The sequence below is a fragment of the Diaphorobacter sp. genome (assembly GCF_050251835.1).
Classification (GTDB): domain Bacteria; phylum Pseudomonadota; class Gammaproteobacteria; order Burkholderiales; family Burkholderiaceae_C; genus JBFXIE01.
The window spans coordinates 1-23,878 of sequence record NZ_JBFWLZ010000040.1; the positions used below are offsets into that span (position 1 = coordinate 1).

The 23,878-nt window shown below is 68.0% G+C and carries 24 protein-coding genes; 12 read left to right on the forward strand and 12 right to left on the reverse strand.

All coding sequences use genetic code 11. The annotated features are described in order from the left end of the window. Both AB7E35_RS12405 and gatC read right to left on the reverse strand, forming a co-directional pair. The coding region (locus tag AB7E35_RS12405) for an amidase (RefSeq protein ID WP_428167653.1) at positions 1 to 1,025 on the reverse strand (1,025 nt) is incomplete at its 3' end. A gap of 9 nt (positions 1,026 to 1,034) precedes the next feature. Continuing rightward, positions 1,035 to 1,334 carry an Asp-tRNA(Asn)/Glu-tRNA(Gln) amidotransferase subunit GatC gene (gene gatC, locus AB7E35_RS12410; RefSeq protein WP_428163792.1) on the reverse strand — a complete coding sequence of 100 codons (300 nt, stop codon included), beginning with the start codon at positions 1,332 to 1,334 and terminating at the stop codon, positions 1,035 to 1,037. 206 nt (positions 1,335 to 1,540) lie between these two features. Between gatC and AB7E35_RS12415 the strand changes: the two genes are divergently transcribed. The 4 genes from AB7E35_RS12415 to mrdA all read left to right on the forward strand — a co-directional run bounded on the left by AB7E35_RS12415 (position 1,541) and on the right by mrdA (position 6,178). Beyond that, positions 1,541 to 2,584 (forward strand): rod shape-determining protein, encoded by a 1,044-nt coding sequence (locus tag AB7E35_RS12415; protein WP_428163793.1) that lies wholly within the window; start codon positions 1,541 to 1,543, stop codon positions 2,582 to 2,584. Between the two features lie 190 nt (positions 2,585 to 2,774). Then, a complete protein-coding gene (mreC, locus tag AB7E35_RS12420; protein WP_428163794.1) occupies positions 2,775 to 3,692 on the forward strand; it encodes a rod shape-determining protein MreC in 918 nt (305 codons plus the stop codon). Further along, positions 3,689 to 4,210, forward strand: a complete 522-nt coding sequence (mreD, locus tag AB7E35_RS12425) for a rod shape-determining protein MreD (protein ID WP_428163795.1) — start codon at positions 3,689 to 3,691, stop codon at positions 4,208 to 4,210. Before mreC ends, mreD begins: the two co-directional genes overlap by 4 nt. Positions 4,211 to 4,237: 27 nt before the next feature. Continuing rightward, complete coding sequence (mrdA, locus tag AB7E35_RS12430; RefSeq protein ID WP_428163796.1) at positions 4,238 to 6,178, forward strand: penicillin-binding protein 2; 1,941 nt, start codon at positions 4,238 to 4,240, stop codon at positions 6,176 to 6,178. A 23-nt stretch (positions 6,179 to 6,201) separates the two neighbouring features. On the opposite strand, the gene AB7E35_RS12435 is transcribed toward mrdA, so the two are convergent. From AB7E35_RS12435 to AB7E35_RS12465, 7 genes are all read right to left on the reverse strand, one after another. Then, positions 6,202 to 7,098, reverse strand: coding sequence for a DMT family transporter (locus tag AB7E35_RS12435; RefSeq protein ID WP_428163797.1), 897 nt, complete (start codon positions 7,096 to 7,098; stop codon positions 6,202 to 6,204). 145 nt (positions 7,099 to 7,243) lie between these two features. Further along, on the reverse strand, positions 7,244 to 7,996 hold the full coding sequence (locus tag AB7E35_RS12440; protein ID WP_428167654.1) for an amino acid ABC transporter ATP-binding protein: 753 nt from the start codon (positions 7,994 to 7,996) through the stop codon (positions 7,244 to 7,246). Beyond that, entirely contained in the window at positions 7,993 to 8,775 is a 783-nt protein-coding gene (locus tag AB7E35_RS12445) for an amino acid ABC transporter permease (RefSeq protein ID WP_428163799.1), read from the reverse strand. Before AB7E35_RS12445 ends, AB7E35_RS12440 begins: the two co-directional genes overlap by 4 nt. A 48-nt stretch (positions 8,776 to 8,823) precedes the next feature. Continuing rightward, positions 8,824 to 9,585: an ABC transporter substrate-binding protein gene (locus tag AB7E35_RS12450; RefSeq protein WP_428167655.1), complete on the reverse strand. Its 762-nt coding sequence runs from the start codon at positions 9,583 to 9,585 to the stop codon at positions 8,824 to 8,826. A gap of 174 nt (positions 9,586 to 9,759) precedes the next feature. After that, positions 9,760 to 10,671 (reverse strand): arginase, encoded by a 912-nt coding sequence (gene rocF / locus AB7E35_RS12455; RefSeq protein WP_428163801.1) that lies wholly within the window; start codon positions 10,669 to 10,671, stop codon positions 9,760 to 9,762. A gap of 16 nt (positions 10,672 to 10,687) precedes the next feature. Next, a complete protein-coding gene (locus AB7E35_RS12460; RefSeq protein ID WP_428167656.1) occupies positions 10,688 to 11,446 on the reverse strand; it encodes a sulfite exporter TauE/SafE family protein in 759 nt (252 codons plus the stop codon). A 312-nt stretch (positions 11,447 to 11,758) separates the two neighbouring features. Then, positions 11,759 to 13,453: a GMC family oxidoreductase gene (locus AB7E35_RS12465; RefSeq protein WP_428167657.1), complete on the reverse strand. Its 1,695-nt coding sequence runs from the start codon at positions 13,451 to 13,453 to the stop codon at positions 11,759 to 11,761. 309 nt (positions 13,454 to 13,762) lie between these two features. On the opposite strand from AB7E35_RS12465, the gene AB7E35_RS12470 reads away from it, so the two are divergent. From AB7E35_RS12470 to AB7E35_RS12490, 5 genes are all read left to right on the forward strand, one after another. Then, the gene (locus AB7E35_RS12470; protein ID WP_428163804.1) at positions 13,763 to 14,881 is read left to right on the forward strand and encodes an MlaE family ABC transporter permease; all 1,119 of its coding nucleotides are present in this window, start codon (positions 13,763 to 13,765) and stop codon (positions 14,879 to 14,881) included. A 2-nt stretch (positions 14,882 to 14,883) separates the two neighbouring features. Then, positions 14,884 to 15,729 carry an ABC transporter ATP-binding protein gene (locus AB7E35_RS12475; protein ID WP_428163805.1) on the forward strand — a complete coding sequence of 282 codons (846 nt, stop codon included), beginning with the start codon at positions 14,884 to 14,886 and terminating at the stop codon, positions 15,727 to 15,729. Next, on the forward strand, positions 15,729 to 16,715 hold the full coding sequence (locus tag AB7E35_RS12480) for an MlaD family protein (protein ID WP_428163806.1): 987 nt from the start codon (positions 15,729 to 15,731) through the stop codon (positions 16,713 to 16,715). Before AB7E35_RS12475 ends, AB7E35_RS12480 begins: the two co-directional genes overlap by 1 nt. Positions 16,716 to 16,766: 51 nt before the next feature. After that, positions 16,767 to 17,465 (forward strand): ABC-type transport auxiliary lipoprotein family protein, encoded by a 699-nt coding sequence (locus tag AB7E35_RS12485; RefSeq protein ID WP_428163807.1) that lies wholly within the window; start codon positions 16,767 to 16,769, stop codon positions 17,463 to 17,465. Positions 17,466 to 17,593: 128 nt separating this feature from the next. Further along, entirely contained in the window at positions 17,594 to 18,100 is a 507-nt protein-coding gene (locus AB7E35_RS12490; protein ID WP_428163808.1) for a hemerythrin domain-containing protein, read from the forward strand. Positions 18,101 to 18,383: 283 nt separating this feature from the next. On the opposite strand, the gene AB7E35_RS12495 is transcribed toward AB7E35_RS12490, so the two are convergent. Continuing rightward, the gene (locus AB7E35_RS12495) at positions 18,384 to 19,019 is read right to left on the reverse strand and encodes a MarC family protein (RefSeq protein ID WP_428163809.1); all 636 of its coding nucleotides are present in this window, start codon (positions 19,017 to 19,019) and stop codon (positions 18,384 to 18,386) included. 176 nt (positions 19,020 to 19,195) lie between these two features. Between AB7E35_RS12495 and AB7E35_RS12500 the strand changes: the two genes are divergently transcribed. Continuing rightward, a complete protein-coding gene (locus tag AB7E35_RS12500) occupies positions 19,196 to 19,885 on the forward strand; it encodes a dienelactone hydrolase family protein (protein ID WP_428163810.1) in 690 nt (229 codons plus the stop codon). Positions 19,886 to 19,953: 68 nt separating this feature from the next. On the opposite strand, the gene AB7E35_RS12505 is transcribed toward AB7E35_RS12500, so the two are convergent. Both AB7E35_RS12505 and hemB read right to left on the reverse strand, forming a co-directional pair. Beyond that, on the reverse strand, positions 19,954 to 21,159 hold the full coding sequence (locus tag AB7E35_RS12505) for a magnesium transporter CorA family protein (RefSeq protein WP_428163811.1): 1,206 nt from the start codon (positions 21,157 to 21,159) through the stop codon (positions 19,954 to 19,956). Positions 21,160 to 21,177: 18 nt separating this feature from the next. Continuing rightward, the gene (gene hemB, locus AB7E35_RS12510; protein WP_428167658.1) at positions 21,178 to 22,185 is read right to left on the reverse strand and encodes a porphobilinogen synthase; all 1,008 of its coding nucleotides are present in this window, start codon (positions 22,183 to 22,185) and stop codon (positions 21,178 to 21,180) included. A gap of 135 nt (positions 22,186 to 22,320) precedes the next feature. Between hemB and AB7E35_RS12515 the strand changes: the two genes are divergently transcribed. Together AB7E35_RS12515 and AB7E35_RS12520 are read left to right on the forward strand one after the other, a co-directional pair. Then, positions 22,321 to 22,752 carry a CopD family protein gene (locus tag AB7E35_RS12515; RefSeq protein WP_428163813.1) on the forward strand — a complete coding sequence of 144 codons (432 nt, stop codon included), beginning with the start codon at positions 22,321 to 22,323 and terminating at the stop codon, positions 22,750 to 22,752. Positions 22,753 to 22,768: 16 nt separating this feature from the next. Continuing rightward, a complete protein-coding gene (locus AB7E35_RS12520) occupies positions 22,769 to 23,875 on the forward strand; it encodes a VanZ family protein (protein ID WP_428163814.1) in 1,107 nt (368 codons plus the stop codon). Positions 23,876 to 23,878 lie beyond the last annotated feature (3 nt).

Sequence of the window (23,878 nt, forward strand, 5' to 3'; positions counted from 1 at the left end):
AACTTCACGCCGTCAAAGCGGCTCAGGTTGGACGACGCCTCGGCCGGCGCGATGATGTAGTACACCGGGATCGACAGCTCGGTGCGCGGCAGGCTGATGGGCACCAGCCTGGCCCCCAGCTTTTCGTATTCCTTGAGGGCTGCCTCGACGGCGGCGCGCACGTCGCTCGCCAGACCGTCGCCGAAGAACTCGGCGGGGATGCCGATGCGCAGGCCCTCCAGCGAATCATTGAGCCGGACGCTGAAATCCTCTGCCGGCATGTCCAGACTGGTGGAGTCGCGGTCAGGGTCCGGGCCGCACATGGCGGACAGCAGCAGCGCGCAGTCCTCGGCGCTGCGCGCCATCGGCCCTGCCTGGTCGAGGCTGGAAGCGAAGGCGATCAGCCCATAGCGGCTGGCGCGGCCATAGGTGGGCTTGATGCCGGTGATGCCGCAATACGACGCGGGCTGGCGAATCGAGCCGCCCGTGTCCGTGCCCGTCACGGCTGGCGCCAGGCGCGCGGCCACGGCCACGCCGCTGCCGCCCGAGGAGCCGCCGGGGATGCGGTCGGTGTCCCAGGGGTTGCGCACCGGCGCGGGTGCGTCAAAGCCGACGGGGGCCACGGCCGAGTTCTCGTTGGCCGAGCCCATGGCGAATTCGTCGCAGTTGAGCTTGCCCAGCGTCACGCAGCCGGCATTGGCCAGGCGGGTGACTACGGTGGCGTCAAAGGGCGAGCGGTAGCCCGCCAGCATCTTCGAGCCGGCGGTGCTGGGGAAGTCGCGGGTGACGAAGACGTCCTTGTGCGCGATGGGCACGCCCGCCAGCGGCGCGGCGGTGCCTGCCGCCAGGGCGGCGTCTTGTGCGCGGGCCTGGGCCAGGGTGGCTTCTTCGTTCAGGGCCACGTAGGCGCCCAGGTTCTGGTGGGCTTTGGCGCGGGCCAGAAAGTGCTGCGCCGCTTCGGTGGCCGAAACCTGTTTGCCGCGCAATGCGGCTGCCAGCTGGGCCACGCTCAGGTGGTGCAGATCGGTCATGGGGTTGTTGCTCATGGTGCGTCCTTACTCGATCACCTTGGGCACCAGGAACAGGCCGCGCTCGACGGCCGGCGCGCTTTGCTGGTTGGCCTCGCGCTGGTCGGGTTCGCTGGCCACGTCGTCTCGCAGGCGAAGCTGCACGTCCTGAGTCACCGCCACGGGGTGCGGCAATGGGGTGATACCGCTGGTATCCACGGCCTGCATCTTTTCCACGATGTCAAAAAAACCGTTGAGCTGGGCGAGCATGCGCTCACTGTCTTGCGGGCTCAGTTCAAGCCGGGCCAGATTGGCGATGCGGCCGATATCCTGGAGGGTCAGTGCCATAGGGAAAATGGACGGGCGGAAACCAGATGTAAAGCAATCGTCCGGGGCCCGTCGGGGGAAGTTATTCACAGGGGATGCGGTATTATCCCGGCTTTGCCGCAAGACCTCCACATTGCCGGTCATTGTGCGAAAAAAGCCAACAAACACCCCCCAAATATCCGGCGACGGCAGGCCGACGTGCATGCCGTGCCTGAGAGGATTTCTGCATGTTCGGAGCTTTCCGTCGGTATTTCTCCACCGACCTGGCCATAGACCTCGGCACCGCCAACACCCTGATTTTTGCCCGCGACAAGGGCATCGTGCTCGATGAGCCTTCTGTAGTTGCCATCCGCCACGAGGGCGGCCCGCACGGCAAGAAGGTGATCCAGGCGGTCGGCCGCGAGGCCAAGGCCATGCTGGGCAAGGTGCCCGGCAACATCGAGGCCATCCGCCCCATGAAGGACGGCGTGATCGCCGACTTCGTCATCACCGAGCAGATGATCAAGCAGTTCATCAAGATGGTGCATCCGCGCTCGGTGCTCACGCCCAGCCCGCGCATCATCATCTGCGTGCCCTGTGGCTCCACCCAGGTGGAGCGCCGCGCCATCAAGGACGCGGCCGAGGCCGCCGGCGCCACGGCGGTCTATTTGATCGAAGAACCCATGGCCGCGGGCATTGGCGCCGGGCTGCCGGTGTCCGAGGCCAGCGGTTCGATGGTGGTGGACATTGGCGGTGGCACCACCGAAGTGGGGGTCATCAGCCTGGGCGGCATGGTCTACAAGGGCAGTGTGCGCGTGGGCGGCGACAAGTTCGACGAGTCCATCATCAATTACATCCGCCGCAACTACGGCATGCTGATCGGCGAGCCCACGGCCGAGGCCATCAAGAAGAACATCGGCTCGGCCTTCCCGGGCTCCGAGGTCAAGGAGATGGAGGTCAAGGGCCGCAACCTCTCCGAGGGCGTGCCGCGCAGCTTCACCATCTCGTCCAACGAGGTGCTGGAGGCCCTGACCGAGCCGCTCAACCAGATCGTCTCAGCCGTCAAGAACGCGCTCGAGCAAACCCCCCCCGAGCTGGGCGCCGACATCGCCGAGCGCGGCATGATGCTGACCGGCGGCGGTGCGCTGCTGCGTGACCTGGATCGCCTGCTCAACGAAGAAACCGGCCTGCCCGTGCTGGTGGCCGAAGAGCCGCTGACCTGTGTGGTGCGTGGCTGCGGCATGGCGCTCGACAGCCTCGACCGGCAGGGCAGCATCTTCACCAGCGACTAAGAGGCGAGAGTCTTTTGCCTACGCCCGCCTTGCACGCCAAAATGCCCCTGCTCATCGTTGCAAATGCTCGCCATAGCCCGATCTATGGCTGCGCTTTGCGCCTCGACCAGGAACGTTTTGACGCGCCTTTCGGGCACGGGCAAATAACTCCCAGCCTCTGACCTTGTTCTGCGCCTGACGAGCTGTCCGCATGCCGCTGGGAACCCTGGATCGATCGGCGCCGACGTTGTTCAAGCAAGGGCCATCGCCGCTGGCCCGTCTTGCCCTCTACAGCGCTCTGGCGCTGTTTTTGATGGTGGCCGACACCCGTTTTCGCGTGACCGAGCCGCTGCGTCAGGCAATGGCCACCGTGCTGTACCCGCTGCAATGGCTGGCGCTGCAGCCGGTGGAGCTGGCTGGCAAGGGCGCTGGCTACTTTCAGTCGCTGCAGGCGGCGCAGCAGGGGGCGGACGAGGCGCGGCGCCAGATGGCGGTTCTGTCCGTGCGTGCCGGCGAGTCTGAACAACTGCTGCGCGAGAACGCCGAGCTGCGCAAACTGCTGGACTTGCGCGAGCGCCTGACCACACCCGCACAGGCCGCGCAGGTGATCTATGACACGGCAGACCCCTACACCCGCCGCGTGATGCTGGACCGGGGGCAGCTGGCCGGCGTGGAGCCGGGCGCGCCCGTGATGGACGCATCCGGCGTGCTGGGCCAGGTCACGCGTGTGTTTCCCATGCTCAGCGAAGTCACCCTGCTCATCGACCGTGATCAGGCGATCCCCGTGCTCAACCTGCGCACCGGCGCGCGCAGCGTGGCCTATGGCGACCCCGCGGGGGGCCAGGGCGGCGGCATGGAGCTGCGTTTCACCCCCGCTGCCGCTGATGTCAAGGAGGGTGATCTGCTCACCACCAGCGGCGTGGACGGCCTCTACCCCGCGGGCTTGCCGGTGGCGCGCGTGGTGCGCGTGGAGCGGCGCGCCGACTCCGCCTTTGCGCGCATTTACTGCGCGCCCGTGGCACAGATGGATGGTGCGCGCCATGTGATGGTGCTCAAGCCGGTGGTGGCCGATCTGCCCGAGCGGCCCGAGCCCACGCCCGCTGCGCCCAGGCGCGGAGGCCGCAAATGATCATGCCCAAGGGCCAGCAGCTGCTGCTGCCGGTCAACCCCATCTTCATCGCAGCCAGTCTGGTTGCGGCGCTGGCGCTGAACATGCTGCCCCTGGGCCGCGTGGTCTGGACGCCCGACTGGGTCATGGTGCTGCTGGTGTTCTGGGGCATTCACCAGCCGCAGCGGGTGGGTTTGGGCGTGGCCTTTCTGATGGGCCTGTGCATCGACGTGTACCAGTCCGCTTTGCTGGGCCAGCATGCGCTGGTGTACTGCGCGCTGATGTTCGGCGCCCAATATGCCCACCGGCGCCTGCTGTGGTTCGGCCCGCTGCTGCAGGCGCTGCAGCTGCTGCCGCTTTTTTTTGCGGCCCATGCGCTGGAGCTGGCGCTGCGCGTGCTGATCGACGGCGGCATCCTGCCGGGTTTCGAGGGTCTGGTGGCTCCCCTGCTGGAGGCCGCACTGTGGCCCGTGGCCAGCGGGGTGCTGCTGGCGCCGCAGCGTCGCCCGCCCGATCAGGACAAGAATCGTCCGCTGTGATGTGCGCTGCATGAAGGACCGTCGCGGATGACCGAGCTGCGCAACACCGAGGCCGACACCGGGCGTTTTCGCCTGCGTGTGCTGGTGGTCGGCGTGGTGGTGTTGCTGGCTTTTTTGCTGATCGTTGCGCGTCTGGTGGTGCTGCAGGTGGTGCGCCATGAAGACCTGGCTGACCAGGCGGAGAGCAACCGCACGGCCATCGTGCCCATCGTGCCCAATCGCGGCCTGATTCTGGACCGCAACGGCGTGGTGCTGGCCACTAACTATTCGGCCTACACGCTGGAGATCACGCCCTCGCGCACCATGGATCTGGAGGCAACGATCGACGAGCTGGCCAAGATCGTGGACATCCAGCCGCGCGACCGGCGCCGCTTCAAGCGCCTGCGCGAGGAGTCGCGCAGCTTCGATTCGCTGCCCATCCGCACGCGCCTGTCGGACGAAGAGGTCGCCCGCTTTGCCGCGCAGCGCTATCGCTTTCCGGGGGTGGACATCAAGGCGCGGCTGTTTCGCAACTACCCGCTGGGCGAGGTGGCCAGCCATGCCATCGGCTACATCGGCCGCATCAACCAGCGCGAAAAAGAGCGTATCGAAGATTCAGAAGACGCGGCCAACTACCGCGGCACCGACTACATCGGTAAGCTGGGCGTGGAGCAGAGCTTCGAGGCCACGCTGCACGGCCAGACCGGCTTTGAGCGCATGGAAACCTCGGCCGGCGGCCACGCGGTGCGCCGCCTGGCCAGCCAGCCGGCCACGCCGGGCAACACGGTGATGCTGTCGCTGGACATCAAGCTGCAAAAGCTCATCGAGGACATGTTCGGCGAGCGCCGCGGTGCGCTGGTGGCGCTGGACCCGCGCAATGGCGAGGTGCTGGCGCTGGTATCCAAGCCGACGTTCGACCCCAACCTGTTCGTCGAGGGCATTGACCACGAGAACTGGCAGGCGCTCAACGAGTCCATCGACAAGCCGCTGCTCAACCGCGCGCTGCGCGGCACCTATCCGCCCGGCTCCACCTACAAGCCCTTCATGGCGCTGGCCGCGCTGGAGCTGGGCAAGCGCTCGGCCACCCAGGTGTTCAACGACCCTGGCTATTTCAGCTATGGCGGGCGCACCTTCCGCAGCCACGAGGGCGGCCTGGGCGGCGTGGACATGCACCGCGCCATCCAGTTTTCCAGCAACACCTACTTTTACTCGCTGGCCGTGGAAATGGGGGTGGATGCCATCCACGACTTCATGAAGCCGCTGGGTTTTGGGCAGATCACCGGCATCGACCTGGGTGGCGAGGTGCGCGGCGTGCTGCCCAGCACCGAGTGGAAGCGCAACGCCTACAAGCGCCCCGATGCGCGGCGCTGGTATTCGGGCGAGACGGTGTCGCTGGGCATCGGCCAGGGCTACAACAACTTCACCATGCTGCAGCTGGCACTGGCTCAGGCCACGCTGGCCAACGGCGGCACGCGCTACCGCCCGCACCTGATCAAGGCAGTCAAGGACCAGGTGAGCGGCCAGGTGACCGAGGTGCAGCAGCCGCCTGGCGAGCATCTGGGCTACAACCCCAAGAACGTGGCCATCGTCAACAACGCGCTGATGGCCGTGAACCAGGCGGGCACCGGGCGGCGCGTGTTTGCGGGCGCGCCCTACACCTCGGGCGGCAAGACTGGCACGGCGCAGGCCGTGAGCCTGGGGCAGAACGTGCGCTACAACGCCAAGCTGCTGGAGGAGCACCAGCGCGACCACTCGCTGTTCAGCGCCTTCGCGCCGGTGGAAGACCCCAAAATTGTCGTGGCCGTGATCGTGGAGAACGCGGGTTTTGGTGCCGCAGCGGCCGCGCCCATCGTGCGCCGCGTGTTCGACTACTGGCTGCTGGGCCAGTACCCCAGCGAGCAGGACCTGGCCGCGGTGTCCAAGGGCCAGGCCGGCGTGCCCATCGGCACGCCGCGCCGCGCCGACGATGTGCCGCTGCCGGTGCAGTGAGAGACGGAGAGTGAATTGAGAGGCTACGCGCCGCCGCGTGCCGGCGCGCGCGGTGGCGGCATTTGGCTGACCACCAGGGCGCAGACGATCAACGCCGCGCCGCCCAGGCCGGCCGCGCCCAGCCGCTCGCCAATCAGCAGCCAGGCCGTGGCGGCCGCAAACACCGGCTCCAGCCCAAAAACGATGGCGCTGCGCATGGCGTCCACCCGCTGCTGGCCCCAGGCCTGCAGCGTCACCACCAGCACGCAGGCCACCACCCCCAGATAGACCAGTGCTGCCAGCGCCTGCCCTGGCAGCGCAGCCAGCGCCTGCAGCGACGATTGCACGCCACCGTGGCGCACCAGCAGCAGCACGCTGGCCGCGCCGAACATCACCAGCGCCTGCACCGCCGCCATGCGCGTGGCGCGCAGCGGTTGCGCCGCGGTGCGGCGCGCGCACTCTTCCAGGGTCAGGATGTAGATGGCGTAGAACAGTGTGCTGACCAGCGTCAGCGTGTCGCCCAGGTTCCAGGGCTCGTCTTCATGGAACATCAGCACCATGCCCGCCAGCGCCATGGCGCAGGCCGCCCACAGCGTGGCGCCGTAGCGTCGGCCCAGCACGGCCATGGCCAGCAGCGGCACCACCAGCACGTTCAGCCCTGTGACGAAGGCGTTGCGGTTGCTGCTGGTGCGCGCCAGCCCCTCGATCTGTAGCCAGAACGCGGCAAACAGCAGCGCACCCAGCAGCACGCCCCAGCGCAGCTCCGCGCGCCGCAGCCCGCGCCACAGCGGCGCCAGCACCAGCAGTGCAATCGCAAATCGTGCCCAGATGATTTGCAGCGCGTCCAGGTGGGCGGACATCAGCTTCATCGCAGGGAAGGTGGTGCCCCAGACGGCCACCACCAGCAAAAGGGCCAGCAGGCCCTGGCGTTCAGAACGCATGACAAATCTCGCAAAAAAAACAGGGCAGCCAGAGGTGATGGGCAGCGGTGGAATTGATTTGATGTTTTATGCCTCCAGCCCTTGTGCATCAAGCGCTGGTAGCTATTAAAAAAGAAGTGATCGGGCAGCGGTGTCGCGGCGCCAATCAGTGGCTCATGCGGCCGATGAAGGAGCGGATGCGGTCGTTGGCCGGGCGGGCAAAAAACTCGGCCGGCGGCGCGTCGTGGACGATGCAGCCCTGGTCGAAGAACATCACGCGGTCGGCCACCTCGCGGGCAAAGCCCATTTCGTGCGTGACCACGATCATGGTCATGCCGCCGCGCGCCAGCTCGCGCATCACGTCCAGCACCTCTTGCACCATCTCCGGGTCCAGGGCGCTGGTGGGCTCGTCGAACAGCATCACCTTCGGTGCCATGGCCAGCGCGCGCGCAATGGCCACGCGCTGCTGCTGCCCGCCTGACAGCTGCCAGGGGTACTTGTGCGCATGGTCCTGCATGCCCACGCGCCTGAGCAGCGCCATGGCGCGTTCGTTGGCCTCGCCGCGTGGCATGTGGCGGATGCGCCGCGGCGCCAGCGTCACGTTGTCCAGCACCGTCATGTGGCCGAACAGGTTGAACTGCTGGAACACCATGCCCACCTCGCTGCGCTGCAGCTGCAGCGTGCGCGGGTCGTCGGTGACTTCCACGCCGTCGATGGTGATGCTGCCGCTGTCGTGCGGCTCCAGGCGGTTGATGGCGCGCAGCAGCGTGGACTTGCCCGAGCCCGAGGCGCCGATGATGACCGTCACCTCGCCCGTGCGGAACACGGTGGACACGCCCTTGAGCACCTCGTGGCTGCCAAAGGCCTTGCGCACGTCCTTGCAGACGATGTAGGGGTTGGCGGCTGCGGCGCGGTTCATTTCACACGACCCTCGACGTCAAAGCGGTACTCGATGGCATGCGTGACCTGCGTCACCAGCGTGGTCAGGATCAGGTAGGTGATGGCCACCGTGGTCAGTGTGGCCACGGGCTGGAAGGTGGCCGACTGGATGCGGTTGCCCACGTTGGTCAGTTCCACCACGCCGATGGCGTAGGCCAGCGACGAGTCCTTGAGCAGCGCCACGAAGTTGCTCACCAGCGGCGGCAGCGCAATCTTGAAGGCCTGGGGGAACACCACGTCCAGGAACACCCGCGAACGCGGCAGGCCCAGCGCCCGCGCGGCCTCGGTCTGCCCGCGCGGCACGGCCAGCAGGCCGGCGCGGATGGCCTCGGCGTTGTAGGCGCCCACGTTCAGGCCCAGCGCCACCACGGCGGCGGCAAAGTCGGGCAGGTTCAGGCCCGGCACCAGCACGGGCAGCGCGAAATAGACAAACAGAATCTGCACCAGCAGCGGCGTGCCGCGGATCGCCCAGATATAAAAGCTGGCCACCCAGCGCAGCCAGGCCAGGCGCGATGTGCGCGCCAGCGCCGCGGCCGTGCCCAGCAGCAGGCCTGCGGCGCCGCTGACCAGCGTCAGCGACAGCGTGGTGAGCGCGCCTTCGGAAAACAGCGCTGCATTGGAGCCGATGGGCTCCGGAAAAAACGACAGAAACTGGCCCAGCACGGCGAGGACCAGCGCCATCACCACCAAAGCCGCCACCAGCGTGGCATTGCTGCGCTGGGTGCGGCTCCAGTGGTTAGGCCAAAGAACGAGAAGCATGGCAGGAGCGGGCCGGGCGCATGGCAGCCGGCCGGTAGGGTGGTGGGGTTACTTGCAGGTCACGTCTTCTTGGAAGTACTTCTTGGAGATCGCGCCCACGGTGCCGTCGGCGATCGCTTCCTTCAGTGCCTTGTTCCAGGCGTCGGCCAGGCCCTGGTTGCCCTTGGCGACGGCAGCGGCCACCTGCTCCACGAACAGCATGTCGCCCGTGCGAAAGCCCGCCTTGGGTGCCTTGGCCAGCATTTCCTTGGCCACGAATCGGTCTGTCACCCAGGCGTCCACGCGGCTGGAGGCCAGGGCGTTGCGCGCCGCTTCGTCAGTGGGGAAGTTCTTCACGTCCTTCACGCCGGGCACCTTCTTCACGGCTTCCAGATAGGTGGTGCCGGTTTGCACGGCCACCACCTTGCCAGCCAGGTCGGCGGCCTTGGCCACCTCGGGCTTCATCGACACGATGATGCCGCCCGAGCAGTAGTGCGGCAGGGTGAAGGTCACGGCCCTGGAGCGGTCTTCGGTGATGGCGTGCGAGGCGATCACCAGGTCCCAGCGGTCCTGGGCCAGGCCGGTCAGCAGCGCATCAAAGCCGACGGTCTTCCACTCGAACTTGAGCCCCATCTTCTTGACCACGGCCTCGGCCACTTCGATTTCGTAGCCCGTGAGTTGCTTGCCCTTGAAGAAGTTGAAGGGCGCGTACTGCCCTTCCGAGCCGAGGAGGATGGTGCCGCTTTTCTGGATGTCGGCCAGCGGGCGCGCTTGCACGGCAACGCCAGCGCACAGCGCCGTGGCGATGGCCAGGGTTTTGAACATGTTCATGGACAGTTCCTGCTTGCTTCGGGGACAAAAAAACCGGCCTTGTGCAGTGCAAGCCGGGAACCAGTGCCTGAGTACCCCAGCCCTTTGCGGGGTGGTGTCACAAGGCGGACACATTGTATGCAACAGCGCCCCGGGCGTCGCGCGCCGCCCGCAAACGGGAATGGGGCGGTGCGCTCAGACGCGCATCAGCGTGGACTTGCCAAACAGGCTTTCCAGCAGGTCCACGGCCAGCTCCGCCGTCTGGTTGCGGACGTCCAGCGCCGGGTTCAGCTCCATCACATCTGCCGACGCCAGCGCTCCGCAGTCGGCCAGCATCTCCATGCACAACTGGGTTTCGCGGTAAGTGGGGCCGCCGCGCACCGGCGTGCCCACGCCGGGCGCGACGGCCGGGTCCAGGCCGTCCAGGTCGAAGCTCAGGTGTAAATGGGTGCGCTCGTCCACATCGGCCAGCGCCGCCTGCATCACGGCGCGCATGCCCCGCTCGTCGATGGTGCGCATGTCGTACACCTCGATGCCCAGCGCGTTGACAAAGCGCTTTTCCACCGCGTCCACGCTGCGCACGCCGATCAGCGTGATCTGGTCCGGCCGCAGCGCCGGTGCGGTGCCCGCCAGCTGAGTCAGCTGCGCCGGCCCGTGGCCCAGCAGGCAGGCCACCGGCATGCCGTGCAGGTTGCCGCTGGGTGACGACTCGGGCGTGTTGGCATCGGCATGGGCGTCAAACCACAGCACCTTCAGGCGCCGCCCGCGCGCGCGGCAGTGCTGCGCCACGGCGCTGATGGAGCCCATCGCCAGGCAGTGGTCGCCCCCCATCAGCAGCGGCAGCCGCCCGGCGTCCAGCGCGGCCAGCGTGGCGGCAAAAACAGACTGGTTCCAGGCCGTCACCTCGGCCAGGTGGCGAAAGCCGCCGCAGGGCGCGGCCTGCGGGTTGCCCGGGCCGCTGAGGTTGCCCGCGTCGTGCACCTCGAAGCCCTGGCCCTGCAGCGCGGCGGCAATGCCCGCGATGCGCAGGGCGTCGGGCCCCATGCTGGCGCCGCGCACGCTGGCGCCCACGTCGGTGGGGGCGCCGATCAGGGTCAATGAGGGCATGGGGTACTCCTTGGGTTTAGCGCACAAAGGCGTCGTAGCCAGTCTTGAGGATCAGCATGCCCACCACCAGGATGAAGATGCCGCGCACAAAACCCGCGCCATGCTTGAGCGCCAGGTGCGCGCCCAGCACGCTGCCCACCACGTTGGCCACGGCCAGCGGCAGCGCAAAATGCCACCACACATGGCCTTTGGCCGTGAACAGAATCAGCGCCGCCACGTTGGTGGCCAGGTTCAGCAGCTTGGCCGACACCGAGGCGTTCAGAAAGTCGTAGCCCAGCACGCGCACGAACAGAAAAACAAAAAAACTGCCCGTGCCGGGGCCAAAGAACCCGTCGTAAAACCCGATGCCCAGCCCGATCAGGCAGGCCGCCTGGGTTTCGCGCACAGGCGACAGGTGCGGCGCGTGGTGGCGCCCCAGGTCCTTGCGCGCCAGGGTGTAGATCAGCAGCGCCACCAGCACCAGTGGCAGCAGCTTGCGCAAAAAATCGCCCGAAATCAGCGTGACCACCCAGGCGCCGGCAAAAGCTCCGGCAAAGCCTGCCAGCGCCGCCGGCAGCATGGCCGGCCAGCGCACCTGCACGCGGCGGCTGTATTGCCAGGTGGCCATGGCCGTGCCCCAGATGGAAGCACTTTTGTTGGTGCCCATCAGCGTGGCGGGCGGGGCGGCGGGAAACGTGGCAAACAGGGCGGGCAGCAAAATCAGCCCGCCGCCGCCGACGATGGCGTCCACAAAACCGGCCAGCAGCGAGGCCAGCGAGACGATGATCCATTCCATGCCGGCGATTGTCGCACCCTGGTTGCTATCCAATAAATAGCTGCTCAGGCTGGTTGGATGGGCGATGGAGTCATGTTTTGCGCACAACCAATAAAAAAGGCACCCGGGTTGCGGGTGCCTTGGGAAAAGGGCATCTCGATGCGGACGCCTGGTTGGTGTTTGCTGTTCTTGAATTAGGGTTGTCTCCCCGGTCCCCTCGTTTGGCGTGCCGGGGCGCGCTTCGAGTGGGTGCACTGTAATGGCGCGCACCACGCAGGTGCATCGGTGCTTTCCCGAACCTGTCGCACTCGCTGAACTTGCAGCCGCAGCAGATCAGGCCCCGGCGCGGCTTTCGGCGCGGATCCACTGAGCGGCCATCTCGGCCATCATCAGCGTGGGCGAGTTGGTGTTGCCGCTGGTGATGGTGGGCATGGCGCCCGCATCCACCACGCGCAGGCCTGCCACCACGCCGCCGCGGCCGTCGCGCACGCGCAGGCGTGCGTCCAGCACGGCCTGCGGATCGTCCAGGCGGCCCATGCGGGTGGTGCCCACGGGGTGGAAGATGGTGGTGGCGATGTCGCCGGCCAGCCGGGCCAGGTCTTCGTCGCTCTGGTACTGCGGGCCGGGCTTGTATTCCTCGGGGCGGTAGGGCGCCAGCGCCGGCTGCGCCACGATGCGGCGCGTGACGCGCAGGCTGTCGGCGGCCACCTGGCGGTCTTCGGGCGTGGACAGGTAGTTGGGCGCAATGGCCGGCGCGGCGCTGAAGTCGGCGCTTTGTATCTGCACCGTGCCGCGGCTGGTGGGGTTGAGGTTGCACACGCTCGCCGTAAAGGCGGGGAAGCGGTGCAGCGGCTCGCCGAAGGCCTCCAGCGACAGCGGCTGAACGTGGTACTGGATGTTGGGGTGCGGCAGGCCGGGCTGGCTGCGCGTGAAGGCGCCCAGCTGCGAGGGCGCCATGCTCATGGGGCCGCTGCGCTTGAACAGGTATTCCAGACCGATTCTTGCCTTGCCCAGCGGGCTTGCGGCCAGCGTGTTGAGCGTGGGCACGCCCTGCACCTTGTACACGGCGCGGATCTGCAGGTGGTCCTGCAAATTGGCGCCCATGCCGGGCAGGTCGGCCAGCACCTCAATGCCGTGGCCGCGCAGCAGCGCACCGGGGCCGATGCCCGACAGCTGCAGCAGCTGCGGCGAGTTGACGGCGCCCGCGCTCACAATCACCTCCTGCTGCGCGTGGGCCGTGACCATCTCCTCGCCCGTCCATACCTGCACGCCGGTGCAGCGCAGGCCGCCGCCCTGCTGGCGTTGCAGCACCAGGCGCGAGGCCTGGGCGGCGGTCCACATCTCGAAGTTGGGCCGCCCGTAACAGGTGGGGCGCAAAAAGGCCTTGGCCGTGTTCCAGCGCCAGCCGGCCTTCTGGTTGACCTCGAAATAGCCCACGCCCTCGTTGGTGCCGCCGTTGAAGTCGTCGGTGGCGGCAATGCCCGCCTGCTGCGCGGCCTGGGCGAAGGCGTCCAGGATGTCCCAGCGCAGGCGCTGGCGTTCCACGCGCCATTCGCCGCTGCCGCCGGTGGACTTGCTGCCGTGCAGGCGCTTGAAGTGCTCATTGACGCCGTCGGGCTGGTCCAGCCGCCAGTGATCCTCGTGGCGCCGAAACGCCTGCAGCACGCTGTCCCAGCGCCAGGCGTCGTCGCCGGTGACATCGGCCCAGTGCTCGTAGTCGCGCGCCTGGCCGCGAATGTAGATCATGCCGTTGATGCTGCTGCACCCGCCCAGCACCTTGCCGCGCGGGTAGCGCAGGCTGCGGCCGTTCAGGCCGGGGTCGGGCGCGGTGTGGTAGAGCCAGTCGGTGCGCGGGTTGCCGATGCAGTACAGGTAGCCCACGGGAATGTGGATCCAGTGGTAGTCGTCCTTGCGGCCGGCTTCTACCAGCAGCACGCGGTTGGCGGGGTCTGCGCTCAGGCGGTTGGCCAGCAGGGCGCCGGCCGTGCCGCCGCCGATGATGATGTAGTCGAAGGTGGTGTCGCTCATGGAGGCACGGCGCGCGTCAAAAGTCGAAAAATGGCAGGTCAAAAAAAGCGCCGCTCGTCCTTGGCGGGGGATGCGCGGCGTTGCGGTTCATTGTGGCGACGGGCGTGCCGATGTCGAGAGGGAAACCCCTTTGCACTATGATAAAAATAGCTGCTAGCGCACGGTGTATATGGTCTAGAGGCTGATTTCAATGCAAAAAAGCGCGGTGTTTATTTTTGCCACCAATTTGTGAAATGATGCCGCTGCGCCACAGCGCACCCTGGTGCGCCTGGGCTGTACGCCTTGTCTTGCCCTTCTTTTTTGACTGCCATGCCCGTCTTCACCCCGCCTTCGGTTCAGCAGGACGAAGCCCCCGCGCCCCGCGCCCTGCTGCAGGGGGACTGGGTGGCTGCGGCCTTCGCCAGCCGCAGCGACTGGCGGCGCATGGCCAGGCAACTGGCGGCCTGCGGGCCGGGTCACGCCTGGAGCCTGCAGGGCGTGCAGCGCCTGGACCATGTGGGCGCGCAGCTGCTGTGGAACCACTGGGGCCGCGCCTGGCCCGCGCAGCTGGAGCTGAGCGACGCGCAGCGCGACATGCTGGAGCGCGTGGCGCGTTACAGCATGCCCTGCGAGCCCCCTGCGCCCTGGCGTCTGGGCGATCAGGTGGACCGCCTGGGTGTGCTGGTGCTCCACGCGATGGGCCACCTGGGCCATCTGGTGGAACTGGTGGGGCAGTTGCTGCTGGACGTGCTGCGGCTGCTGCGCAACCCGGCGCGCGGGCCGTGGCGCGATATCTCGGGCCACCTGTACCGCATGGGCGCCACGGCGCTGCCCATCACGGCGCTGGTGGGTTTTCTGATCGGCGTGGTGCTGGCTTACCTGATGAGCCTGCAGCTGCGCCAGTTCGGGGCCGAGGCCTACATCGTCAACATCCTGGGCATTTCGCTGATCCGCGAGCTGGGGCCGATGCTGGCCGCCATTTTGGTGGCGGGGCGCTCGGGCTCGGCCATCACGGCGCAGATCGGCGTGATGCGCGTCAACGAAGAGCTGGATGCCATGCGCGTCATGGGCATACCGCACGGCTTTCGCCTGGTGATGCCGCGCGCGCTGGCGCTGGCGGTGGCCATGCCGCTGGTGGCGCTGTGGACCACGCTGGCTGCGCTGGCCGGCGGCATGCTGGCGGCGGACCTGACCATGGGCATCTCATCCGCCTACTTTGCGCAGGCGCTGCCCGCGGCGGTGAAGGCGTCCAACCTGTGGCTGGCCATGGCCAAGTCAGTGGTGTTCGGGGTGTTCATTGCGCTCATCGGCTGCCACTGGGGCCTGCGCGTCAAGCCCAACACGCAGAGCCTGGGCGAGGGTACGACGGCCTCGGTGGTCAGCGCCATCACCATGGTCATCATCGTGGACGCGCTGTTCGCAGTGGCGTTCAAGAACGTGGGTTTCTAGCCATGCCCGTCACGCAGCCCGCTACCACCGCCACCAACGCCGCTGCAGCCGCTGATGCGCCCGTGGTGGATATCCAGGGTCTTGCCACCGTCTTTGGCAAGGGCACCTCGGCTTTCGCAGTGCACAGGGATTTGCAGCTCACCGTGCGCCGCGGTGAGATTTTGTCGCTGGTGGGCGGCTCGGGCACGGGCAAGACGGTGCTGCTGCGCCACATCCTGGGGCTGACGCAGCCCACCCGCGGCAGCGTGACGGTGCTGGGCCGCCCGGCGGCCGACCTGGGCGGCGAGGGCGCCAGCAGCCGCGTGGGCATGCTGTTTCAGCACGGGGCGCTGTTTTCGGCGTTCAACGTGCTCGACAACATCGGCTTTGCGCTGCGCGAGCTGGGCACGCTGCCAGGCGCACTGGTCAACGACGCCGCCATGGTCAAGCTGCGCCTGGTGGGCCTCAAGCCCGAGCACGCCACGCGCATGCCTTCCGACCTGTCGGGGGGCATGGTCAAGCGCGCGGCGCTGGCGCGTGCGCTCATCATGGACCCGCCGCTGCTCTTGCTCGACGAGCCCACGGCGGGGCTGGACCCCAGCAGCTCCGACGCGTTCTGCAGCCTGCTGCGCGAGCTGCACGCCGCGCTGGGCCTCACCGTCATCATGGTCACGCACGACCTGGACACGCTGTTCGACCTGTCCACCCGCGTGGCCGTGCTGGCCGACCAGCGCGTCATCACCAGCGGCACGCCGCACGAGGTGGCGCACTTCGACCACCCGTTCATCCACCATTTTTTTCTCGGGGAGCGCGGCCGCCGCGCCATGGCGCAGGCACCCGCCGCCGCATCCCCGTCCCAGGAGGCCTGATGGAAAACAAGTCCCACGCACTGGCTGCGGGCATCTTCGTGATCATCGTGTCGGCGCTGCTGGCCGGCCTGGGGCTGTGGCTCACGCGCGACCAGACCGCCTACCGGCTCTACGAGCTGTCCAGCAAGGACAGCGTCAGCGGCCTGCAACCCCAGGCGGTGGTGCGCTACAAGGGCGTGGCCGTGGGCAAGGTCGCGTCCATCGGTTTTGACCCGCAGGTGACGGGCAATGTGCTGATCCGCGTCGCCGTCAACACCGACGCGCCCGTCAGCCCCACCACTTTTGCCACGCTGGGCTACCAGGGCGTCACCGGACTGGCGCACATACAGCTGGACGACGCCCAATCGCCCCTGCCCGCGCTCGCGCCGGGCGCCAGCGGCCTGCCGCGCCTGCCGCTGCACAGCTCGTCCATCAGCCAGATCGCCGAGCAGGGGCCGCTCATCCTGGCCCAGGTGCAAGAGGCCACGCAGCGCATCAACACCCTGCTGGGCGACGAGAACCAGCAGCAATTCGGCGCCGCCCTGCGGCAGCTGGGCCAGGCGGCGGGCAGCATCGACCAGCTGGCGCGGCGCCTGGACGCCACCGTGACCACCCGGCTGGACCCCGCGCTGACCGGCGTGCCGGCGCTCACGCAAGAGGCGCAGCAAACGCTGGCCGCCCTGCGCCAGGCCGGCGCCAGCGCCGCAGGCGCGGCCGACGAGGTGCGCCAGGCCATGCACACGCTCAATGCCGAAGACGGCCCGATCGCCGACATCGCAGCGGGTGCCAAGTCGCTGGCGGTGGTGGCCGATCGCTTCGGGCGCGTCACGCTGCCGCGCCTGAACGAAGCCGCCAACGAGACCGCCCGCACCGCCCGGCGCCTGGGCCGCACCGCCGCGGGCATCAACGACAACCCGCAGGCGCTGATCTACGGCCCCGGCCGCGCCGCCGCCGGGCCGGGTGAGCCCGGCTTTGCCGCGCCGACGGCATCGCCAGTCCAGCCCTGATCAGTCCCAGCGCCTGCCTCGTCAAGCACGGATGTGCCCCCGGAGTTCTGCATGAAAACTATCAAAAACATAGCTGCCAGCGTTTGTAATACAAGGGTTACAACCACTTTTGGCTTGATTGCTGCTGCCTTGGCCGTGGCGGGCTGCTCGGCACTGCCTGCGCCGCCCCCGCGCGCCGACGTGTACGACTTCGGCCCCGGCACCATGCCGGCCGCTGCCGCCATCGCAAACGCCCCAGCCACGCAGGCCGCGGCGCTGCCCCCCCTGGCGCTGGCCGACGTGGGCACCACCGGCCTGCCCGAGGGCAGCTCTGCCCTGTTGTACCGCCTGGCCTACGCCAACGCGCAGCAGCTGCGCACCTACGGCCAGGCGCGCTGGAGCCAGCCGCCCGCGGCCCTGCTGCAGCAGGCGCTGCGCGAGCGCCTGGGCCAGCGCCGTGTGGTGCTGTCGGGCGACGATGGCCTGGCCCTGCAACTGGGCCAGGGCCGCCTGCCCGGTGTGCTGCGCGTGCAGCTGGAGGAGTTCAGCCAGGTGTTCAGCGCGCCCGACACCAGCACCGGCCTGGTGCGCGTGCGCGCCGTGCTGGGCGACGCCGGCGCCGCGGGCGAGACCCTGGTCGCACAGCGCGTGTTCAGCGCCCAACGCCCGGCCGCCACGCCCGACGCCGCGGGCGGCGCGCAGGCCCTGGCCGCAGCCGCCGCGCAGGTCGCTGACGAACTGGCCCAGTGGGTGCAGCAACAGGGGCGTTAAGCCTTTCGTGCTGTGGCGCCAGCCCGTCCGAGGCTGTGCTGACCTGCGTCAAAACCGGACGGGGCCAAACTTCCTAAGCTCGCGCGGGCTTGACACCCGCATCCCGCATGAACGCAAGGAGCCCCGCAATGCCTGCACTGCAATGGTCCGATGAACTGCTGCTCGATCTGCCGCAGATGGACAACACCCACCAGGAGTTTGTGGCGCTGCTGCAAGCCGTGGACAGCGCCGATGACGCGCAGCTGATAGCCGCCTGGCAGACGCTGGTGGATCACACCGACGCCCACTTTGGACAGGAAGACCGCTGGATGCAGGCCACGCGCTTTGCCGCGGGCAACTGCCACAGCATGCAGCACAAGGTGGTGCTGCAAATCATGCGCGAGGGTGCCGACCGCGCCCGCAAGGGCGAGCTGCAGGTGCTGCGCGACATGGCCGCCGAGCTGACCGTGTGGTTCCCCCAGCACACCGACGCCATGGACGCCGCCCTGGCCCAGCACCTGCGCCGCGTGGGCTTTGACCCCGCCACCGGCACCATGCGGGCGCCCCAGGCGCTGCCCGCAGACTTGATCTACGGCTGCGGCGGGGCCTGCTCGACGGGCGATGACGAGGTGCCCGCGCCTGCCGCCGTGGTTTGAGGGTTTAGATAAAAAAAGCCTCCAGCGCTTGTCTCATAAGCGCTGAAAGCTATTTGTTTGATAGCAATTCGGTAGATCCATCGGGGCCCGCGGGAGGCTGCGCTGTACCGCCCGCTGCGCCCGCGTTGGCGCATCTGGAACAGCTCGCGGTGAAAGCGCCCGCGCAAGGCGCGGCGTGCCCGGGTTTGAGCCAGGTCGAAAAGGCCCGGGAAGGCGCCCACGCATCGGGGCGGCGCGCTTGCCAATCAGACGCGCTTGCGCGCAAAGGCACGTGCGGCGCAGCTCAGCGCGTTGCCAGGATGGGAAACAGCTTGCTCAGCCCGTCGGCCATCACTTCGACGGCCAGGGCGGCCAGGATCAGGCCCATCAGCCGCGTCATCACGTTGATGCCCGTCTTGCCCAGCGCGCGCTCGATGGGCTCGGCCAGCGCAAAGCACAGCGCCGTGGCCGCGCCCACCACCACGCCGTAGCCCACCAGCGACAGGTGCTGCCAGACCGACTGTGCGCGGTCGGCATAGATCACCACGGTGGACATGGCCGCCGGCCCGGTCAGCAGCGGAATGGTCAGCGGCACCACGGCAATGCTGCTGCCCGCGGCCGCTTTCTCGGCGCCTTCTTCCAGTTCGTGGGTGTGGGGCTTGGCCTCGGCCGGCTGGGCGTTCAGCATGTTCATGGCGCTGATCAGCAGCAGCATGCCGCCGCCCACCTGAAAGCTTTGCAGCGAGATGTTGAAAAAATCCAGCACTTGCAGGCCGATGAGCGCGCAGGCCGCAATCACGCAGAACGTGCTGAACGCCGCCACCTGCACCGTGCGCCGGCGCTGCGCGGCGCTGAAGCCGTTGGTGTAATGAATGAAAAACGGCACGATGGCCAGCGGGTTCACGATGGCCAGCAGCGTGATGAGCGGCTTCAGGTCCATGAACGGCTCCCCGCCTTGCTTGTGGCCGTGGCCGCGCCAGGGCGCCGGCCGCCTTCGGGGGTGGGTAGAACAATCTTCGCCATGAACGCTTGACTCCTGCAAGAATGGCGCATTGGAACAGGTTTGCGCCCACTGGGGGCGCCGCTTTCCGGTCCAGGCCGGCGGGAGATCACAGCATGGGACAGTGGGTTGATCTGACATCCAGCGACGGCTTCGAGCTGCCCGCCTGGGTGGCGCGCACCGATGGCGCGCCCCGCGGTGCGGTGGTCGTGCTGCAGGAGATTTTTGGCGTCAACGCCCATATCCGGGCGATCGCCGACCGGTTTGCCGCGCGCGGCTACCTGGCGGTGGCGCCGTCCACCTTTGCACGCGTGCAAAAGGAGGTGGATCTGGGCTACAGCGCGGGCGACATGCAGACCGGCATGGCGCTCAAGGCTGCTGTGGAGGGGTTGCCCGCGCCCGGCGTGCTGTCCGACATCCAGGCCGCCGTGGACTACGCCGTGCGCCACAGCGGCTGCAAGGTGGGCGTGCTCGGCTTTTGCTGGGGCGGCCTGCTGGCCTGGCGCGCCGCCTGCCTGCTGGACGGGCTGTCCGCCGCCATCTGCTACTACGGCGGTGGCATGACCACTCCTGCCGAGATGGCCCGTCAGCCGCGCGTGCCGGTGCTGGCGCATTTTGGCCAGCGCGACCACTGGATCGCCCTGGATGGCGTGCAGGCCTTTGCGCGCGCGCACCCCACGGCGCAGGTGCATGTGTACGACGCGGATCACGGCTTCAACTGCGACCAGCGCGCCAGCTACGACGAAGCCGCCGCCCGCACCGCCCGCGAGCGTTCACTGGCTTTTCTGGCGCAGCATGTGGGTTGATTTGCGGTCAAATTGACCGTGAATCCATGTTCTGCTTGCGCAAGAAGCTATTTATTTAATAGCAAAAATCACCCGCGCCCGGTGCGCGCCAGGTAGCGCTTGCGCCAGAAGAACAGCGTCAGGCTCACGGCGGTGACGGTCATGGTGCCCACGGCCCACCAGAAACCGCCCTGGGTGTGCACCAGGGGCAGAAACTCGAAGTTCATGCCGAAGATGCCGGCGATCAGGTTCAGCGGCAAAAACACGGCGGTGAGCGCGGTGAGCGTGCGCATGATGTCGTTGGTGCGATGGCTTTGCACCGAAAAATGCATCTGCACGCTGGCTTCGGTGCTTTGCTCCAGCCGGCGCACGTGGTGCGCCACGCGCTCGATGTGCTCCAGCACGTCGCGGCTGCGCACCTTGAGCAGGTCCAGCTCGCGCAGGGCCGCGGGGGTGTCGGCGGGCGGCGCCCAGGTCTCCAGCATGGCGCACCAGGCCTGCAGGGCGGCGCGCTGGTCTTCGCAGATTTCGTCCAGCTGGTGCAGGGTGCGGCGGGCGTGCAGCAGCGCGTTCCAGTTGATGAAGCGCGTGCGGGGCTTGAGCAGCTCGCTCTGCCAGTGATCCAGCTGGCGCGACAGCTCGCGGCGCAGGTCCAGGTAGTTGTCCACGATCTGGTTGACCATGCGCAGCATCAGGTCGGCCGGGCTGGCGGGCTGACGGGTGCCTACCGAGTGGCTGTTGCGCGGCTCGGCTGCCGCGGCATCTGCCGATGGCGGCGCGGGTTCTGCAGGCTTTGCAGGGGCCGCCGGCGGGTCCATGAGGCGCGCCGCGTAGGCGTCGCGCACCGCGCAGTCGTCTGGGTGCACCGACAGCAGCAGCTGGTCGAACACCACAAAACCCACCGGGCTGGTGTCGATGCGCCGCAGCACCGGCGGGCCGCCGCGCGGCGCGGCCGGGGTGATCGGTGCCGCAGCGGGGGCCTGCGAGGTGCCCAGGCGGCGCACCACCAGCATGTCGTACTGCGAGGTGTAGTCGTAGTGCGAGGGCAGCTGCGCATTGAGCAGGTCGGCAGCGTGCAGATCCACCAGATGCTGGCCGGTGAGCGCCTGCAGCACGGCCTGCAGCTGCGCCAGTTCGGCGCCGAAGGCGGTGCGCGTGCAGGCAACCCAGTAAAAACCCCGCGCCGGCGGCTGCGCGGGCAGCGCGGGCAGCTCTTGCGCGCGGGCGCCGGGCTGCAGGTGAAAGACGCGGATGGGCTGCGCGTTTTGGGTCAAATCTGCCTCTGGCCCTTGCATATCAAGCGCTAACAGCTCTTATTTTGTGAGCAACCGGGCAGCATCCAGCGCGAAGTAGGTCAGCACGCCGTCGGCGCCCGCGCGCTTGAAGGCCAGCAGTGATTCCATCATTACCTTGTCGTGATCCAGCCAGCCGTTGGCGGCGGCAGCCTTGAGCATGGCGTATTCGCCGCTGACCTGGTAGGCGAAGGTGGGCACGCGGAATTCGTCCTTCACGCGGCGCACCACGTCCAGGTAGGGCATGCCGGGCTTGACCATGACCATGTCGGCGCCTTCGGCCAGGTCCAGCGCCACCTCGCGCAGCGCCTCGTCGGTGTTGGCCGGGTCCATCTGGTAAACGTTCTTGTTGCTGCGCCCCAGGTTGGCGGCCGAGCCCACCGCGTCGCGAAACGGCCCGTAGAAGGCGCTGGCGTACTTGGCGCTGTAGGCCATGATGCGCGTGTGGATGTGGCCATGGGCCTCCAGCGCGTCGCGGATGGCGCCGATGCGCCCGTCCATCATGTCGCTGGGCGCGACCATGTCCACGCCAGCCTGGGCATGGGTGAGGGCCTGGCCCACCAGCAGCTCCACGGTTTCGTCGTTGAGGATGTAGCCGGTGTCGTCCAGCAGCCCGTCCTGGCCGTGGCTGGTGTAGGGGTCCAGGGCCACGTCGGTCATCACGCCCAGGTCTGGGAATTCTTTCTTGAGGGTTTGCACCACGCGCGGGATCAGGCCGTCGGGGTTCAGCGCCTCCTTGCCGTCGGGCGTCTTGAGCGCGCCGTCGATGGAGGGAAACAGCGCCATCACCGGAATGCCCAGGCGCACGCATTCCTCGGCCACCGGCAGCAGCAGATCCAGGCTCAGACGCTCCACGCCGGGCATGGAGGCCACGGGCACGCGCAGGTTGGCGCCCTCGTGCACGAACACCGGGTAGATGAAGTCGTGCGGCGTGAGAACGGTCTCGCGCACCAGATTGCGGGTGAACGCGTCGCGGCGCAGGCGGCGCGGACGGTTGGCGGGAAATGGAGTGGGGCTGGATAGATGCATGGCCCAAATTGTGCGACACATCGACGCGGGCCAGCCTTGCGCGGGCACGGCGGCCCGCAGCCGTTTTGCCTGGCGGCTGCGTGCAGCCTGCGGGCGCGCGCAGCCCCGGCAGCGCTTGCCCACTACACTGCGCCCATGCTCTGGGTCAAAGCCTTTCACATCGTCTTCGTCGCCAGCTGGTTTGCTGGACTTTTCTACCTGCCGCGCATCTTCGTCAACCTGGCGATGGTGGCGCCGGGCTCGGTGGCCGAGCGCGAGCGCCTGCTGCTGATGGCGCGCAAGCTGCTGCGCTTCACCACGCTGTTGTCCGTGCCCGCAATCGTGCTGGGGCTGTGGCTGTGGCTGGGCTATGGCATCGGCCTCACAGGGCCGGGCAATGGCTGGATGCACGCCAAGCTGACCGTGGTGCTGCTGGTGGTGGGCTATCACCATGCCTGCGCCGTGCTGCTGCGCCGCCTGGCAGCCAATAGCGACCAGCACAGCCACCGCTGGTTCCGCTGGTTCAACGAGGTGCCGGTGCTGCTGCTGCTGGTGGCCGTGGTGCTGGTGGTGGTCAAGCCGTTCTGACGGCGCCGCGTGCGGCATGCACAAGACATCGGCCTGGCCCTTGGCGCTCACCTATACGGCGCTGATTGTTTTTGCCAGCCTGTTTCCGTTCGAGGGCTGGCGCGGGCAAGGGATTGCGCCATGGGTGTTTCTGTCGGCACCCATTCCGCCGCCTTACTGGTCTCGATTTGACGTCGGCGTGAACCTGGTGGGCTATGCACCGCTGGGTTTTTTGCTGGCCCTGGCGGGGTTGCGCTCGGGCTGGCCGCGCGCAGCCGCGCTGATGACGCTGCTGGCCACGCTGGCGGGGACGCTGCTGTCGCTGTGCATGGAGTACCTGCAGATTTTTCTGCCGGGGCGGGTGCCGTCCAACATGGACTTGCTGCTGAACGCCGCGGGTACCCTGCTGGGCGCGCTGGCGGCTGCGCTGCTGGAGCGCTGGGGCGCGGTCGCGCACTGGAGCCGGTTTCGCGAGCGCTGGTTCGAGCCCCAGGCCCGTGGTGCGTTGGTGCTGCTGGCGCTGTGGCCCTGGGCACTGCTGTTTCCTGCGGCGCTGCCCTTCGGGCTGGGGCAGGTATGGGAGCGGCTGGAGGCGGCACTCGTCGAATTGCTGCAGGACACGCCTTTCCTGCAGTGGCTGCCGGTGCGCGACGCACCTTTGGTGCCGCTGTCGCCCGGCGCCGAGGTCATGGCCGTGGCGCTGGGACTGCTGATCCCCTGTCTGCTGGCTTATTGCGTGATGCGGCACGCCGGGCGGCGCGTGGCGTTTGCGCTGGCGCTGGCGGGCGTGGGCGTGGTGGCGACTGCGCTGTCGGCCCTGCTGAGCTACGGCCCGGCGCACGCCTGGGACTGGCTCACGCTGCCAACCCGCATGGGCATCCTGGTTGGCCTGGCGGTGGCGCTGACGCTGGTGGCCGTGCCGCGGCGCGTTTGCGCAGCGCTGTTGCTGCTGGTGCTCATGCTGCATCTGAACCTGCTCAACCAGGCGCCCACCAGCGCCTATTTTGCGCAGACGCTGCAGGCGTGGGAGCAGGGGCGCTTCATCCGTTTTTACGGTCTGGGGCAGTGGCTGGGCTGGCTCTGGCCCTACGCGGCAATCGTGTATGTGGTGCTGCGGGTGTCCCGGCGCGATGGCGACTCCTAGAAT